The organism is uncultured Hymenobacter sp., from assembly GCF_964242765.1.
Classification (GTDB): domain Bacteria; phylum Bacteroidota; class Bacteroidia; order Cytophagales; family Hymenobacteraceae; genus Hymenobacter.
Map to the genome: position 1 here is coordinate 1 of NZ_CAXTBM010000057.1, position 13,714 is coordinate 13,714.

Sequence of the window (13,714 nt, forward strand, 5' to 3'; positions counted from 1 at the left end):
TGCTGGAAAACCCACGACGCGCCCGCCCTCAACCGCCAGGGCAACGACACCCGCACTCAGTACCGCTCCGGCGTGTACTACCACAACGACGAGCAGCGCCGGCTAGCCGAGGAGTACAAACAAAAGCTCAATGAGGCCAAAGCCTTCGACAAACCGATTGTCACGGAGATCGAACCGCTGAAAAGCTTCTATCCGGCCGAGGATTATCACCAGAACTACTTCAAGCTAAACGGCCACGAGCCGTACTGCCAGTTTGTGGTGCGCCCCAAGGTGCAGAAGGTTCAGGCTGTGTTCGGCGACAAGTTGAAAAAAGCTACGGTGTAATGGGTGGTAAGTAACCGGCCACAACTAGCACACACGCAGACTTTTCAACCGGTTTTCTGTGCTAACCAACCAAGCCATACGCTGCGAACAAAAAAGCCCGCCCCATCAAATGGGGCGGGCTTTTTATTGCTTTAGGCTTGCGGCAGCTTCCTCTACGCGAGCGTAATGGCGAAAGGACCGTTTTCCTTGCCTAGGAAATAAAACATTGCCACTTTATCGACCACGCTACGAGACAGAGGGGAGCAGGAAGCATCTACTACCTGGCCGTTTTTTACCATGATGAAGCTAACGGCTTCACCTGGCAGCGCGCCATCGGCTGCCACGGCTGGCACTGGCGTTAGGAACTTGTGCGGCACAATGCGGATATCTTCCTCAGCGGGCAACTCCAAGGTAGGATCGGTTTTGCGGGGCTTGAACCCGAACGTGGGCGAGTACGAGAAATAAGGGTTGTGTACCCAGTCCCCGTTGAATATGTAATACTCGTCGGTGCCGATACGGATGAACTCCCGCATCGAGCAACGGACCGCAATGCGCGGCGCGGCCGGGTTTTGCAGCGCTTCGAGCAGCGTCCGGGTCCGGGTTGGGTCGGGCACGTCTACGAGTGGTTGCTTGAGGCGGGCATGCGCCACTATTTCGCAGCCGGCATAGAGGTTAAGCAACTGCTGGCGCCACTCGTGTAAGGTGCCTAGGCGCTTGGCTTCGGCCACCGAAATATCGGGCAGCGTATAGGTGTAGGGACCAGCCAGCGCTACGCCATCGGGGCCATTGGCCACCGACCACTCCACTAGGTAGCAGGTTTGCTTGCGTCCATCCACCCACGGCAGTTCCGTATTGTAAATCACCTTGGTCTGGATATCGGCCGGGGCATATTCCAGCTCGGTTGCCAGGTAGGTCCGAATTTCCTCGCGCGCTTCCGCGGCGGAAGCAGGACTGACTTTGAAGTTCATTAGGTAAGTATCAAATAATGAGTAGCCAGTAGGTAGCCAGCTAGCACGCAAGATATTCTCTCAACAATTAAGTACGTCTTACTGGCCACTCACTACCAGTTAAACCGCTACGTTGTGCTCGCGCAGAGCGTCGTTGAGACTGGTTTTCAGGTCGGTGCTCGGTTTGCGTTGCCCAATGATGAGGGCGCAAGGTACGTGGTACTCACCGGCTGGAAACTGCTTGGGCAACGACCCCGGAATAACCACCGAGCGGGCCGGTACGTGGCCGCGGTATTCCTTGGGCTCCGCGCCCGTCACGTCGATGATACGGGTGCTGCCCGTGATGGTCACGCCGGCGCCAATAACAGCTTCCTTACCCACGAAGCAGCCTTCTACCAAGATGCTGCGCGAGCCTACAAAAGCACCGTCCTCTACAATTACGGGCGCGGCCTGCACGGGCTCCAGCACCCCACCAATACCTACGCCCCCACTCAGGTGCACGCCCGCGCCAATCTGCGCGCACGAGCCGACCGTAGCCCAGGTGTCAACCATCGTGCCCTCACCTACCCAGGCGCCAATGTTGACGTAGCTCGGCATCAGAATCACGCCCGGTGCGAGGTAGGCACCGTAGCGGGCCGTAGCAGGCGGCACCACGCGCACGCCCTGGCCGGCGTAGTCGGTTTTCAGGCGCATTTTGTCGCGGTACTCGAAGGGCGGCAATGCCAGGGTTTCCATCTGCTGAATGGGGAAGTACAAAATAACGGTCTTCTTCACCCAGTCATTCACCACCCAACCCCCTTCTTGGTTGGCAGCGGGTTGGGCTACGCGCAAACGGCCTTTATCGAGCTCTTCGATAACGTGGTGAATGGCGTCGGTAGTAGCGGCTTGCGAAAGCAGACTGCGGTCGGCCCAGGCCGCTTCAATGGTTTGTTGCAAATCGGTCATGAAAGTTGAATGGTTGAATGAGTGAATTGTTGAACGGTTAGTTGTTTCAATGGCTCATTGATCGAAACGACATTTGCTGATGCTACATTCAGCAATTCAGCCCCAAACTTACCATCTTCGCGGGCAAGATGCCGCCTTCAATTCATTGTTCTGGTCCGCCTATTCGCATTATTCTGCTGGCTTCGGTGCTTAAGCCCCTGGACGACCCCCGGATGTATGGCAAATTTGCTTGCACTTTAGCCGGCCGGCCCGATACCACCATACACGTAGCTGGTCGGCACGCTTCCCCGCCTACTACGCCCGCCAACCTGCACCTGCACACGCTGCTGGAAGGTTCACGCCTAAGTTGGGCGCGGCTCGCAGCCCAGCGCCGCTACTGGCAACTGCTGCAACGCCTGCGCCCCGACCTAGTGCTAGTGCACGCGCCCGAACTGTTGCCCCTCACGCTACTCTGGCAACGGCTAGCCCGCCCCCGTCGTTTCCTCTACGACATCCGCGAAAACTACGCCCTCAACGTATCCACTCAGCGGGTGTACGGCGGCCTCACGCGCCGCTGGCTGGCTGCCGGGCTGCGGTGGGTGGAAGCCTGGGCCGCCCGCCGCAGCGCCGGGTTGCTGCTGGCCGAAGAAAGTTATGCGCAAGAGCTACCTTTTCTGAATGCCGTGCCAGCCAACCGCGTCGTGCTACTGGAAAATAAATACCAGCCGCCCCCCGGCGAAGTGCTCCAAAAATCTCCCCGGCCGCTGCCAGCGGCTCATGAGCCGCTACGGTTGTTGTACTCCGGCACCGTTTCCGAGTTGAACGGCATTCACCAGGCCTTGAGGCTAGCCGAAGAACTGCACCACCGGCGGCCCGGTGGGGTGTTGCTCACGGTTATCGGGTTTTGCCAACAGCCCGATTTGCTGCGGACGCTGCACCAGTTGCAGCAAACCAATCCGCCCTGGCTCCGGCTGGTAGTGCACGGGGCCACGCCCGTAGCACACAGCGCCATTGTGGCCGAAATCCAACGCAGCCACGTGGGCCTGTTGCTTTACCAGCCGCACCCTAGTTCGGAGCGTTGCCGGCCCACCAAACTCTTCGAGTATCTAGCCCACGGCCTACCCATGGTTGTCCCCACCAACCCACTATGGGAGGCCTGCATTCGTCGCTACGAGGCTGGTTTAGTTGTCGATCTACTTTCCTTACCCGAGGCCGCTACGGCCCTGCTTGCCGCCACCGAACCGTCGGCTTCAGCCGCGCCGGCTTTTTATCCATCCGGCATTCCTGCTGAGGCTTTTTGGGCGTCGGAGGGCATAAAATTAAGGCACCTCGTGGATTCCCTGTAGCAACTGACGACCTTTGCCGGCCGTTTACAGAATTGAGCGCGGGGTTTTAGTACCTTCGGCACCCTTTTCCGTCTCTTCTCTCCCCAAATTCCCCTTATGTCCACTCTCCGCCATTCCGAAATTGCCGGCGTCGGCCACTATGTTCCGAGCCGCGTCGTCACCAACGCCGACCTCACCCAACTCATGGAAACGACCGAGGAGTGGATCCAGGAACGTACCGGCATCCAGGAGCGGCGCTGGTTCGAGGAAGGCAAGGACACCACGGCCAACATGGGCGCTGCCGCCGCCCGCAAGGCGCTGGAAGCAGCCGGCCTCACCCCCGACGACGTGCAAATGATTGTGTTTGCCACGCTCTCCCCCGATTACTTCTTTCCGGGCTCCGGGGTACTTTTGCAGCGCGAGCTGGGCATTCAGGCGCCCATTCCGGCTTTCGACGTCCGCAACCAGTGCTCGGGCTTCGTGTACGCGCTAAGCATGGCCGACCAGTTTGTGCGCACCGGCATGTATGATACGGTGCTGGTAGTAGGCTCGGAAATCCATTCGTCGGGCCTCGACAAAACCACCCGCGGCCGGGGCGTGTCGGTTATTTTTGGCGACGGTGCGGGCGCCGTGGTGTTGCGGCCGAGCACGCGCGAAGGGCACGGCATCCTGAGCACTCACCTGCACTCGCAGGGCGAGTTTGCCGAGGAGCTGATTGTGAAGGAGCCCGGCTCCAACCGGGAAGGCCGCGTGGAGTACGTGGTATCCCACGAGTTGGATTTGTACCCCTACATGAACGGCCAGAACGTGTTCAAGCACGCCGTGGTGCGCTTTCCGCAGGTTATCAAGGAAGCCCTCGACCAGAACGGCTACCAACCTCAAGACATCGACTTGCTTGTCCCGCACCAAGCCAACCTGCGCATCACGCAATTTGTGCAGCAAAAGATGGGCCTCTCCGACGACAAGGTGTTCAGCAACATTCAGCGCTACGGCAACACCACCGCCGCCAGCGTCCCGATTGCCCTCAGCGAAGCTCTCCTGGAAGGCCGTATCCAGCGCGGCGACTTAGTTTGCCTGGCTGCCTTTGGCTCCGGCTTCACCTGGGCGTCAGCCCTGATTAAGTGGTAGTATTTTTAATTAAGAAGGAAGAATCGAAAGTTAAGAATTGGGTATCGTAGCCAATCTCATGTTTGCGTTGTGCTCCTACCGTTCTCAATTTTTAATTCTTCCTTCTTAATTTTTAATTGAAGAGCATGCCGAGCTTCACCGAGGAAAACTACCTGAAAGCCATTTACAAGCTAGCCGAAGCCTCACCGGGGTCCGAGGTTAGCACCAATAATATTGCGGAGGCGTTGCAGACGCGGGCCGCCTCGGTGACGGATATGTTGCGCCGGCTTGGCGAAAAGGGCTTGTTGCACTACCAGCGGTACCGCGGCGTGTCGCTCACGCCCGAAGGCCGGCAGTTGGCGCTGCTCACTATCCGCAAGCATCGGCTGTGGGAGGTATTTCTGGTGCAGAAGCTAGGCTTTAATTGGGACGAGGTACACGAAGTAGCCGAACAGATGGAACACATCCACTCGCCGCTGCTCGTCCGCCGCCTCGACGAGTTCCTGGGCTTTCCGCGCCTCGACCCGCACGGCGACCCTATCCCGACCGAAGACGGAGCCGTGCTGCGCCCCCAAAACCGCCTCGTTGCCGACCTTGCTCCCGGTGACCACGGCCGGCTGATGGCCGTAAAAAACACCTCGCCCGCTTTCCTGCAATACCTCGATAAAGTTGGTTTGAAACTTGGTTCTGATATTGAAGTACTTGATAAAATAGAGTTCGACAACTCGCTAGAAATCAGAATAAACGGAAAAACTATTCTTATGCTTTCTCCTGAGGTTGGGCGAAATTTGTTTGTAGCTCATCAGGTGTAGCTTCCACTAAATTGCTTTATTAAATGCTGCCTTTCCTCCAGCAAAATAATAAATAAACATAGTGTGTGAGTTGATCGGAGGGCCTCAGGTAGTGTACTGTAAAAGGTCCTAACACTCCCGGACCCGCCCACCTTACGTACCTTTGCGGCTCGTACTACTATCCTGTCTGTGGCTGCTCTTCCCCCTGCACTTTCCGATACCATTATTGCCCTCTCGACGCCTCCCGGCGCGGGAGCCATTGCGCTGGTCCGCCTTTCGGGCCGGGAGGCCATCCGCTTGGTGGCCGACGCTTTTACGGGCAAGCACCTACTCGACCAGCCCAGCCACACCCTGCACTTCGGCACCATCCGCGACGAAGGCCGTATCCTGGACGAGGTAGTGGTGTCGTTGTTTCGGGCTCCCAACTCCTACACCCGCGAGGATATAGTAGAAATCAGCTGCCACGGTTCCGACTACATTGTGCAGCAGTTGTTGCTGCTTTTCACGCGCCGCGGGGCCCGACTAGCCGAAGCGGGCGAGTTCACCAAGCGCGCTTTCCTCAACGGCGCCTTCGACCTCGCCCAGGCCGAAGCGGTAGCTGACCTCATTGCGGCTGACTCCCAACTCTCGCACCAAGTGGCCATGCAGCAAATGCGCGGCGGCTTCTCACGCGAGTTGAAAGACCTGCGGGCCCGGTTGGTGCAGTTTGCGGCCTTGCTGGAGTTGGAACTGGACTTTGGAGAAGAAGACGTAGAGTTTGCTGACCGCACCGGGTTACTAACGCTGCTCGAAGAAGTCCGGACGCTGGTGCGTCGGCTGCTGCGCTCCTTCGAATTAGGCAACGTCATCAAGAACGGCGTTACCACGGTTATTGCCGGACGGCCCAACGCTGGCAAAAGCACCCTTCTCAATGCCCTTCTCAACGAGGAGCGCGCCATTGTTTCGAGCGTGGCCGGCACCACCCGCGACATGATTGAAGACGAAGTAAGTCTCAACGGCATTCGCTTCCGCTTCGTGGATACTGCCGGCCTGCGCGACACCACCGACGTAGTGGAATCCATCGGCGTAGAGCGCACATTGCAGCGGGTGAAACAGGCTGCTTTGGTTGTTTATCTGTTTGATTTATCGGACACTAGCCTTACTGAGCTTCAAGCAGAGATTGAGGCGCTCAATCTTCCTTCTGCCACCCCCGTTCTGGCGGTTGGCAACAAGCTCGACGTAGCGTCCGACGAGCAACTAGCTGCCTTCCAGGCTCGCCCACAAACTGCCCTAATAGCCGCCAGCCGCGGCGACGGCCTCGACGAGCTTCGCCAACTCCTGCTGGCTCAGGTGCGCAGTGAAGGCCTCGACCGCACCGCCAGCAGTACCATCGTCACAAACCTGCGCCACGCCCGCAGCCTCGATGCCGCGGCCCAGGCCCTAGATGCCGTATTGGCCGGTATAACTGCTGGCACTGGCACCGAGCTACTCGCCGCTGACCTACGCCACGCTTTGGCTGCGCTTGGCGAAATAACTGGCGAAATATCTTCCGATGACTTGCTAACCAGCATCTTCACTCAGTTCTGCATCGGCAAGTAGTATAGTGGAGAGGTGGTATCTGACCGCTTTGTTTGTCAACAGCTCACCTAATTACCTTCTATTTTCTGCTATCGGTGCTGCTCGTAGACATTGGGGCCTACAGCGCGCTGAAGTATTTCCACTTCGGCACCTGCTAGCGGCGCAGCGGCTATATGCAGATTATCAGAGAGTTGCAGCTCAGTACGAATTCCCAACACCGCTGAGGTTATAGCCGGATGATGTAGTGCGAAGCGTGCGGCTACCTCTGCCGCTGTGCGTTGGCTGGTGGCGGCCACTTGTTGCACAACAGCCGCCATTTGGCCTACCTCTTGCTCTGAATAATCAAGATAAGTCTTTGCGGCCTTACTCACCAACAGTCCCTGCGCAAAGCTGCCCCGCGCCAGTACGGCGATATTTTGCTCTCGCAACAAGTGCAGGCTGCTTTCCTCGGGGCGCCGGTCAAGCAGGCTGTATTGCATCATCACGCTGGCAATCTGGGAACGTTGTGCATACTCACGGATAACGTTGGGGCGGATAGAGGAAATGCCATACGCCCGGATTTTGCCTTGCTGCTTTAGCAGTTCAAACGCCTCAATTATGTCGTCTATCGGATCGTCAAGGGTTCCACCGTGCAGTTGGTACAAGTCGATGTAGTCAGTTGCGAGGCGCTGGAGGCTACGTTCCACAGCGTGCAGTAGATACTCCTTGGAAGGCGCCCACTCCCAACCACTACCATCTGGCCGCCACGCGTTGCCTACCTTCGTGGCAAGTACTACCTCCTTGCGTCGCTCTTTGAATGCCTTACCGAGTGTAACCTCGTTTTCGCCTTTCTGATATAAATCAGCTGTATCAAACAAGGTTATTCCCTGATCTAACGCTTGGTGCAGCAAGGCACGATTGGCAACATGGTTGGTACCGAGCGACATACAGCCGAAGCTGATTTCGCTGACTTGCAGGTCGGACTTACCGAGTTGGTTGTACTTCATTGAATGCATGAGTTGATGAATTCTAGCTTCCTACTCCCTCAGAAGGCAGTGTGTTGTCATTTGGTTGAGTGAGTCACACTGCGCGGCCACTCCGCAGCCTAGGCTACCAATAGAATTCAGGTAATTGTTGGAGCCTTAAAGTCATTGAAATAGGTTGTTTGATAGCTGCTAAGCTAAAGCTGGACTAACACGTAAAATTCAACCGCGAATTTTCGCCGTTTTCTTATCGAAAAAGCTTGTTACACACTGCGTATTTTACTGGACTGTGTTTCTTTGCAGGTACTTTCTCATCTAACACAACATACCAGGACGCATGGCAGTATAGAACTCGACTAGTTTTGCCGCTTTCTGGCTTGCCGGTTATTCTTTAGCTTCGCCCCTGAACCACCCTTCTATCCCTCTCCTATGGCAGAGTCTGCTGAGATTATCCTCGACGGGAAATCGTACACCTTGCCCGTCATCGAAGGCACCGAACACGAAAAAGCATTCGACATCGGTAAGCTGCGCGACCAGACGGGCTACGTGACCCTCGATTCGGGCTACAAAAACACCGGCGCAACCAAAAGTGCCATTACCTTCCTCGATGGCGAAGAAGGTATTCTGCGCTACCGGGGTTATCCCATTGAGCAGCTAGCTGAGAAGTCAACTTTTCTGGAAGTAGCCTACCTGCTCATCTATGGCACGCTACCTACCAAGACCGAGCTTGACGAGTTCAGCCTCCAAATCACCAAGCACACGCTGGTGCACGAAGATGTCCGCAAGATTTTCGATGGCTTTCCGTCGGCGGCTCATCCTATGGCTATCCTGAGTAGTCTAATCTGCGCGCTCACGGCGTTTTATCCCAAGAGCATCGACCCCGAACAGAGCGCCGAGGAGGTGAACTTAAACATCCTGCGCTTGATGGCTAAAATTTCGACCATCGCCGCTTGGACGTATAAGAACTCGCAGGGCCACCCGCTCAACTATCCCCGCAACGACCTCGATTACACCTCGAACTTCCTCTACATGATGTTCAGCTTCCCTACCGAGAAGTATGACATCAATCCGGTGGTGGTGAGCGCCCTCAACAAATTGCTTATTCTACACGCCGACCACGAGCAGAACTGCTCTACTTCTACCGTACGCCTCGTGGGCTCTGCCAACGCTAGCCTCTATGGCTCCGTTTCGGCCGGCATCAACGCGCTGTGGGGCCCGCTGCACGGCGGCGCCAACCAAGAGGTAGTGGAAATGCTGGAGGCTATTCAGCGCGACGGTGGCGATACCAGTAAGTTTATTGCCAAAGCCAAGGATAAGAACGATTCCTTCCGCTTGATGGGCTTTGGTCACCGCGTGTATAAGAACTTCGACCCGCGGGCTAAGATCATCAAGAAGGCCGCTGACGAAGTCCTGACGGCTCTAGGCATCAACGACCCACTACTGAAGATTGCGCAAGAGCTAGAGCAAGCCGCCCTTACCGATCCGTATTTTGTGGAGCGCAAGTTGTATCCGAACGTTGATTTCTATTCGGGCATCATCTACAAAGCCATTGGCATCCCAACCGAAATGTTCACGGTGCTGTTCGCTATGGGACGCCTCCCCGGCTGGATTGCGCAGTGGAAAGAGATGCGCGAGAACAAAGAGCCTATCGGCCGTCCTCGCCAGATATATACCGGTGAACTGGAGCGCGACTACGTAAGCATCGAAAACCGCTAGACCTAGTTTCAGCGATGCGCTTAGAACATAAAAAAGCCTGCTTCGTATTGAAGCAGGCTTTTTTATGTTCTAAGCGCGTTCTTAACGAACACTCATCGCCATTAAATCGGCTTTGGACTGCGTGTAAGCTACCATTTGACGAGGCCCCAAGATGGCGGTCAAGTCCCACTCATAATGGGACTGCAACTCGGCTAGTTGCTGATCGATAGCTGCCACGTCGCCAGCCGACTGAGCTTTTACAGCTTGTACATCGTTGAGCAAACGCAAATTCAACTGGCGCACTTTCACATACTGCCCTTCGCTGAGTTGAATTTTCTTGGCTAACTGTTTCGCCATTTGGGTGGCGCGCGCGTTTGGACTGGTTTGGTCACCGGAGCCGGCTTCAACCAACTGGCTGGTGCCAATCATCACAAACAGGAGTAGAAAAGTAAATGCTTTTTTCATGACGGGCTTTTTAGATGAAAAATGGAACAGACTACTGGTGGGCTTGGCAGAGCCAGCAACTATCTGCTGAAGCCCTGTACTAAATATACAACATTATTAAATTAAGTCAATATAAATTATAGAATTATTTCAGTGGAATTCTAGGCAAACCTTGAAAAATCTTATATCGTATACGGAAGTTTGCCAACATGTTTATGGCGTATAAGTAAGCAACATTGCTCGCATTCGATAAACCTGCCATTCACTGGTACAAAGATTTGTAGCAGGATTTTATACAATATTATTTCATAAGTACAAAATACAAACAAATAGCCGTACCGCTCAATAACTCAAGATAAGGGGCTTATCAAGCGGCACTGTTATTTAATGAGGTGCACTCAAGGCCGTCATGCTGTTGCGAGCCTGATTGAACATTGCTAATTGTGCTGGACGCATAATCGAAGTCAGCTCCAACTCGTAACGGGCTTGTGCTACAGCGAGGCGCTCGTCGAGGATAGCTGGTTCGGATGCAAAGCGGCTTTTAATGTCTTCCATTTCTGTGAGCATTCGGATGTTGAGAGTTTTCACTTTCAGGTACTGGCCTTCATCGAGGCGGGCTTTCTGCACTTGAACCCGTGTGAGGGCAGTGGCACGGGTTAGGATAGCAGAATCTTTATCGCTGCTAGCATAAACGGTTGCACCTAAGGCCAGGATGATACCGGTAAAGAGGAATGCTTTTTTCATGTACATGTAATAGTGAGTTGGGAAGTGAAAAAGTATACTAAATGGACTTGTGAATGGCACTCCAGTGAAATCAGCCGGTAATAGCTAAATACAATTTTGAGAGGCCCAAATATAGAGGAATATTTAAACATGCATAGAAAATTTATAATTATTCTACTTCAACACTTTTACTGATCTGCATTGCTAGATTCAGTATCAGCATTTTAATAGTCTTATTAGAAAGGGATACTACAAACAAAAAAGGTCCGACAACACGCGTTGCCGGACCTCTTCACTTGGTTGTAGGTAACTTCTATCTTACTTTTTCAGAGAATTCGTAGCTCGATTCGACGGTTTTGCTGTCGGTGGCTGTCAGAATCGTTCGCGACCAATGGCTTATTTTCACCGTAGCCCTTGAAGCGCAATCGGTCCGCTTTCACGCCCTGACCAACCAAGTAGCTATAAACTGACTTTGCTCGGTTTTGAGACAAAGCCAAGTTGTCGTCGTCTGATCCCACGTCATCGGTGTGGCCGCTAACCTCGACTTGCACTTCCGGGTACTGCTTCATAAACCCAACTAGTCGGTTAAGCTCGGTTCGAGACTTGGGCTTTAGCTCGTACTGTTTGGTATCGAAAAACAAGTTGTTCAACACGATGCTCCGGCCAGCCCGGACAGGCTCTAGGTAAATGTCGAGTGTGAGCGGGTCGAAATTCTTTTTATCGGTGTAATCGAAACTTAAACTCTTCATCAGGTACTTGTCGGCGGCGGCGTACATGGCGTACTGGCGGCCTTCGTTCAATACCACCGTGTAATCACCGTTTTCGGCGTCGGAACTCACGAATTGAGTAAGCTCATCGGTATTTAGATCATAGAGTTGCACGTCGGCCTTAATGGGCTTTTTGGTGAAAGCATCGAAAACCCGGCCCTGCGTGTAGGTGCTCGTTTCGCGCGCTCGAACCGGCTCGGGCACCTCGAAGCCAAACAACTCAACCGGCCGTTCGCGCTCCGTGCGAACCCCGGATTCAGCGGCCCGCGAGCGGGAGCAGAAGCCACGGCGGTTGTCAGAAGAAATGAAGAGTGAGGCTTCGTTTTCGTGTGTGTTAAGCGGATACCCCAGGTTTACGGGCTGGGTCCAGCGCCCAGCAACCTCTTGCTCGCACCGGAATACATCTAGCCCGCCCATGCCCACCAGCCCATCGGTAACATAGTAGAGTGTTGTGCTACTGGCATGGATAAATGGGGCCATGTCTTTGCCGGGCGTGTTGACGGGTTGCCCCAGGTTGCGGGCTGGGCTCCAATTGCCATCGGCGCCGAGAGTGGTCACGTATATATCTTCCTGCCCCTGTCCACCCCGACGGGTAGATGTGAAGTAAAGCGAACGGCCATCAGCAGAAAGTGTAGGCTGCGAATCCCATTCCGGCGAGTTGACGGTACGCCCCAAATTCAGCGGCTTGCTCCAGTTATTGCCCGTGCGACGGGAAATATACAAGTCGCAGTTGCCGACCGAGTTAGGCCGGTCGCAGGAAGCAAAAACCAGCGTTTTTCCGTCGCCGGAAATGGCGCCCGCGCCTTCATTATAGGTCGTGTTGATGAATGGAGAAATAGAGGTAGGGTCCCCGATGCTCCCATCCTTATTCATCCGGGAGATAAATAAATCTTCGCCACTATCGGCCGCCGGACGCCCCGTAAAGAGTAGGAAGCGGTTGTCGGCCGTGAGTGCCGGGAAATATTGAAAGCGAAACGTGTTGAGCGGAGCACCCAGCCGTTCGGGCTGCACGCCAACAGGCGTGGCCATTGCTTTCGCAGCAAACTCACAATTCAAGAGTTGGCGTTGTGCCCGGGCAGCGTTACGCTGGCCTTTGGGGCCGCTTTTCAGCACGCGTTTATAGCTTTCAGTTGCAATCTGGTAGTCGCCGAAGCTCATGGCCAACTCACCGAGCGTATAGTAATCGGTTGCCCGGTTAGGATCCATCGGCAGTTTAGCGAGCCCATTGCGGTAAGCTTCAAACGCCGGCCGGTTTTCACCCATAGCCTTCAGCAACGAACCCCGCAGTACGTGCGGCTCGCCTAGCGAAGGAAATTTCTGATTAAGCACCGTTAGGGTTTCAATCGCCTTATCGAAGTTGCGGTCTTTCACCTGGGACTGCGCTTTGTCCCACAGGCTACGCGCCTTGGTATTGGTACTAGCTAACGTGGCCTGAGCTGCCGCCCCAAGGGGCAACAGCAGTGCACAGGCCATCAGCAACGGCACGGATAGCAATCGGCGCATAAAGCAGAAGCCTAAGGGATATCGAGGAACTTATGAGTTTGTAGAGATACCTGCCAACGTGGGTTCGCCTTCACATAGTCTACAATAAGCGGCATCATTTGCACGGATTTGCTCCACTCAGGCTGCAAATACAACCGGCACTCTGGCCCTACCAACGACGCGTGTTCTTCGGCCCAGCGGAAATCCGACTTGTTAAATACAATAATTTTAAGCTCGTGCGCTTGCGCTAGCACAGATGGTAGTGGTGCCTTAAACTTTTTGGGTGAAACGCAGATCCAGTCCCACTCACCACTTAGCGGATAGGCGCCGCTGGTTTCGATCCAGTTCTGACAGCCCGCCGCATGCAAAGCCTGCGTCAACGGACCCAGATCGTGCATAAGAGGCTCACCCCCCGTAATTACCACGTTGCGGCCGGCGTGGGCAGTAGCCGCAGCCACTATGTCGGGGATGGTAACGCGCGGGTGAGCAGCAGCATCCCACGATTCTTTCACGTCGCACCACACACACCCCACATCGCACCCACCGAGGCGGACGAAATAAGCGGCGCGACCAGTGTTATAGCCCTCACCCTGAATCGTATAAAACTGCTCCATGAGGGGCAGTGCGGGCGTTAGGGCTTCGGGGGTAGCAAAGGCCGCTAACACAAGAGGAAGTTCGTGCAGCAAA

13 protein-coding genes are annotated in these 13,714 nt (G+C 54.9%); 6 read left to right on the forward strand and 7 right to left on the reverse strand.

Features of this window, described 5'->3' with window-relative positions; all coding sequences use genetic code 11:
- A partial coding sequence (locus ACFE7X_RS19640; RefSeq protein WP_375437392.1) for a peptide-methionine (S)-S-oxide reductase occupies nucleotides 1-324 on the forward strand: 324 nt, incomplete at its 5' end.
- Nucleotides 325-476: 152 nt separating this feature from the next.
- On the opposite strand, the gene ACFE7X_RS19645 is transcribed toward ACFE7X_RS19640, so the two are convergent.
- A complete protein-coding gene (locus tag ACFE7X_RS19645) occupies nucleotides 477-1,271 on the reverse strand; it encodes a hypothetical protein (RefSeq protein WP_375437393.1) in 795 nt (264 codons plus the stop codon).
- Nucleotides 1,272-1,370: 99 nt separating this feature from the next.
- A complete protein-coding gene (locus tag ACFE7X_RS19650) occupies nucleotides 1,371-2,195 on the reverse strand; it encodes a 2,3,4,5-tetrahydropyridine-2,6-dicarboxylate N-succinyltransferase (RefSeq protein WP_375437394.1) in 825 nt (274 codons plus the stop codon).
- A 128-nt stretch (nucleotides 2,196-2,323) separates the two neighbouring features.
- Here ACFE7X_RS19650 and ACFE7X_RS19655 point away from each other — a divergent pair, with 128 nt between their 5' ends.
- The 4 genes from ACFE7X_RS19655 to mnmE all read left to right on the forward strand — a co-directional run bounded on the left by ACFE7X_RS19655 (nucleotide 2,324) and on the right by mnmE (nucleotide 6,975).
- Nucleotides 2,324-3,520, forward strand: coding sequence for a glycosyltransferase (locus ACFE7X_RS19655; protein WP_375437395.1), 1,197 nt, complete (start codon nucleotides 2,324-2,326; stop codon nucleotides 3,518-3,520).
- Between the two features lie 96 nt (nucleotides 3,521-3,616).
- Nucleotides 3,617-4,627, forward strand: coding sequence for a 3-oxoacyl-ACP synthase III family protein (locus tag ACFE7X_RS19660; protein WP_375437396.1), 1,011 nt, complete (start codon nucleotides 3,617-3,619; stop codon nucleotides 4,625-4,627).
- Nucleotides 4,628-4,752: 125 nt separating this feature from the next.
- The gene (locus tag ACFE7X_RS19665; RefSeq protein ID WP_375437397.1) at nucleotides 4,753-5,418 is read left to right on the forward strand and encodes a metal-dependent transcriptional regulator; all 666 of its coding nucleotides are present in this window, start codon (nucleotides 4,753-4,755) and stop codon (nucleotides 5,416-5,418) included.
- A gap of 168 nt (nucleotides 5,419-5,586) precedes the next feature.
- On the forward strand, nucleotides 5,587-6,975 hold the full coding sequence (mnmE, locus tag ACFE7X_RS19670; protein WP_375437398.1) for a tRNA uridine-5-carboxymethylaminomethyl(34) synthesis GTPase MnmE: 1,389 nt from the start codon (nucleotides 5,587-5,589) through the stop codon (nucleotides 6,973-6,975).
- 68 nt (nucleotides 6,976-7,043) lie between these two features.
- Here mnmE and ACFE7X_RS19675 read toward each other — a convergent pair whose 3' ends face one another.
- Nucleotides 7,044-7,940: an aldo/keto reductase gene (locus ACFE7X_RS19675; RefSeq protein WP_375437399.1), complete on the reverse strand. Its 897-nt coding sequence runs from the start codon at nucleotides 7,938-7,940 to the stop codon at nucleotides 7,044-7,046.
- 405 nt (nucleotides 7,941-8,345) lie between these two features.
- Between ACFE7X_RS19675 and ACFE7X_RS19680 the strand changes: the two genes are divergently transcribed.
- Nucleotides 8,346-9,632: a citrate synthase gene (locus ACFE7X_RS19680; protein ID WP_375437400.1), complete on the forward strand. Its 1,287-nt coding sequence runs from the start codon at nucleotides 8,346-8,348 to the stop codon at nucleotides 9,630-9,632.
- 81 nt (nucleotides 9,633-9,713) lie between these two features.
- On the opposite strand, the gene ACFE7X_RS19685 is transcribed toward ACFE7X_RS19680, so the two are convergent.
- From ACFE7X_RS19685 to ACFE7X_RS19700, 4 genes are all read right to left on the reverse strand, one after another.
- On the reverse strand, nucleotides 9,714-10,076 hold the full coding sequence (locus ACFE7X_RS19685; RefSeq protein ID WP_375437401.1) for a hypothetical protein: 363 nt from the start codon (nucleotides 10,074-10,076) through the stop codon (nucleotides 9,714-9,716).
- 363 nt (nucleotides 10,077-10,439) lie between these two features.
- A complete protein-coding gene (locus ACFE7X_RS19690) occupies nucleotides 10,440-10,799 on the reverse strand; it encodes a hypothetical protein (protein ID WP_375437402.1) in 360 nt (119 codons plus the stop codon).
- Nucleotides 10,800-11,104: 305 nt separating this feature from the next.
- The gene (locus ACFE7X_RS19695; RefSeq protein WP_375437403.1) at nucleotides 11,105-13,048 is read right to left on the reverse strand and encodes an OmpA family protein; all 1,944 of its coding nucleotides are present in this window, start codon (nucleotides 13,046-13,048) and stop codon (nucleotides 11,105-11,107) included.
- A gap of 11 nt (nucleotides 13,049-13,059) precedes the next feature.
- Nucleotides 13,060-13,641 carry a 7-carboxy-7-deazaguanine synthase QueE gene (locus ACFE7X_RS19700; RefSeq protein WP_375437421.1) on the reverse strand — a complete coding sequence of 194 codons (582 nt, stop codon included), beginning with the start codon at nucleotides 13,639-13,641 and terminating at the stop codon, nucleotides 13,060-13,062.
- Between the last annotated feature and the right edge of the window lie 73 nt (nucleotides 13,642-13,714).

Excerpts from the sequence above, each read along its gene's own strand:
- ACFE7X_RS19680 (WP_375437400.1), top strand. The coding sequence starts at position 8,346 with ATGGCAGAGTCTGCTGAGATTATCCTCGACGGGAAATCGTACACCTTG.
- ACFE7X_RS19645 (WP_375437393.1), bottom strand. The coding sequence starts at position 1,271 with ATGAACTTCAAAGTCAGTCCTGCTTCCGCCGCGGAAGCGCGCGAGGAA.
- ACFE7X_RS19665 (WP_375437397.1), top strand. The coding sequence starts at position 4,753 with ATGCCGAGCTTCACCGAGGAAAACTACCTGAAAGCCATTTACAAGCTA.
- ACFE7X_RS19650 (WP_375437394.1), bottom strand. The coding sequence starts at position 2,195 with ATGACCGATTTGCAACAAACCATTGAAGCGGCCTGGGCCGACCGCAGT.
- ACFE7X_RS19660 (WP_375437396.1), top strand. The coding sequence starts at position 3,617 with ATGTCCACTCTCCGCCATTCCGAAATTGCCGGCGTCGGCCACTATGTT.
- ACFE7X_RS19675 (WP_375437399.1), bottom strand. The coding sequence starts at position 7,940 with ATGAAGTACAACCAACTCGGTAAGTCCGACCTGCAAGTCAGCGAAATC.
- ACFE7X_RS19690 (WP_375437402.1), bottom strand. The coding sequence starts at position 10,799 with ATGAAAAAAGCATTCCTCTTTACCGGTATCATCCTGGCCTTAGGTGCA.
- ACFE7X_RS19700 (WP_375437421.1), bottom strand. The coding sequence starts at position 13,641 with ATGGAGCAGTTTTATACGATTCAGGGTGAGGGCTATAACACTGGTCGC.
- ACFE7X_RS19695 (WP_375437403.1), bottom strand. The coding sequence starts at position 13,048 with ATGCGCCGATTGCTATCCGTGCCGTTGCTGATGGCCTGTGCACTGCTG.
- ACFE7X_RS19685 (WP_375437401.1), bottom strand. The coding sequence starts at position 10,076 with ATGAAAAAAGCATTTACTTTTCTACTCCTGTTTGTGATGATTGGCACC.
- ACFE7X_RS19655 (WP_375437395.1), top strand. The coding sequence starts at position 2,324 with ATGCCGCCTTCAATTCATTGTTCTGGTCCGCCTATTCGCATTATTCTG.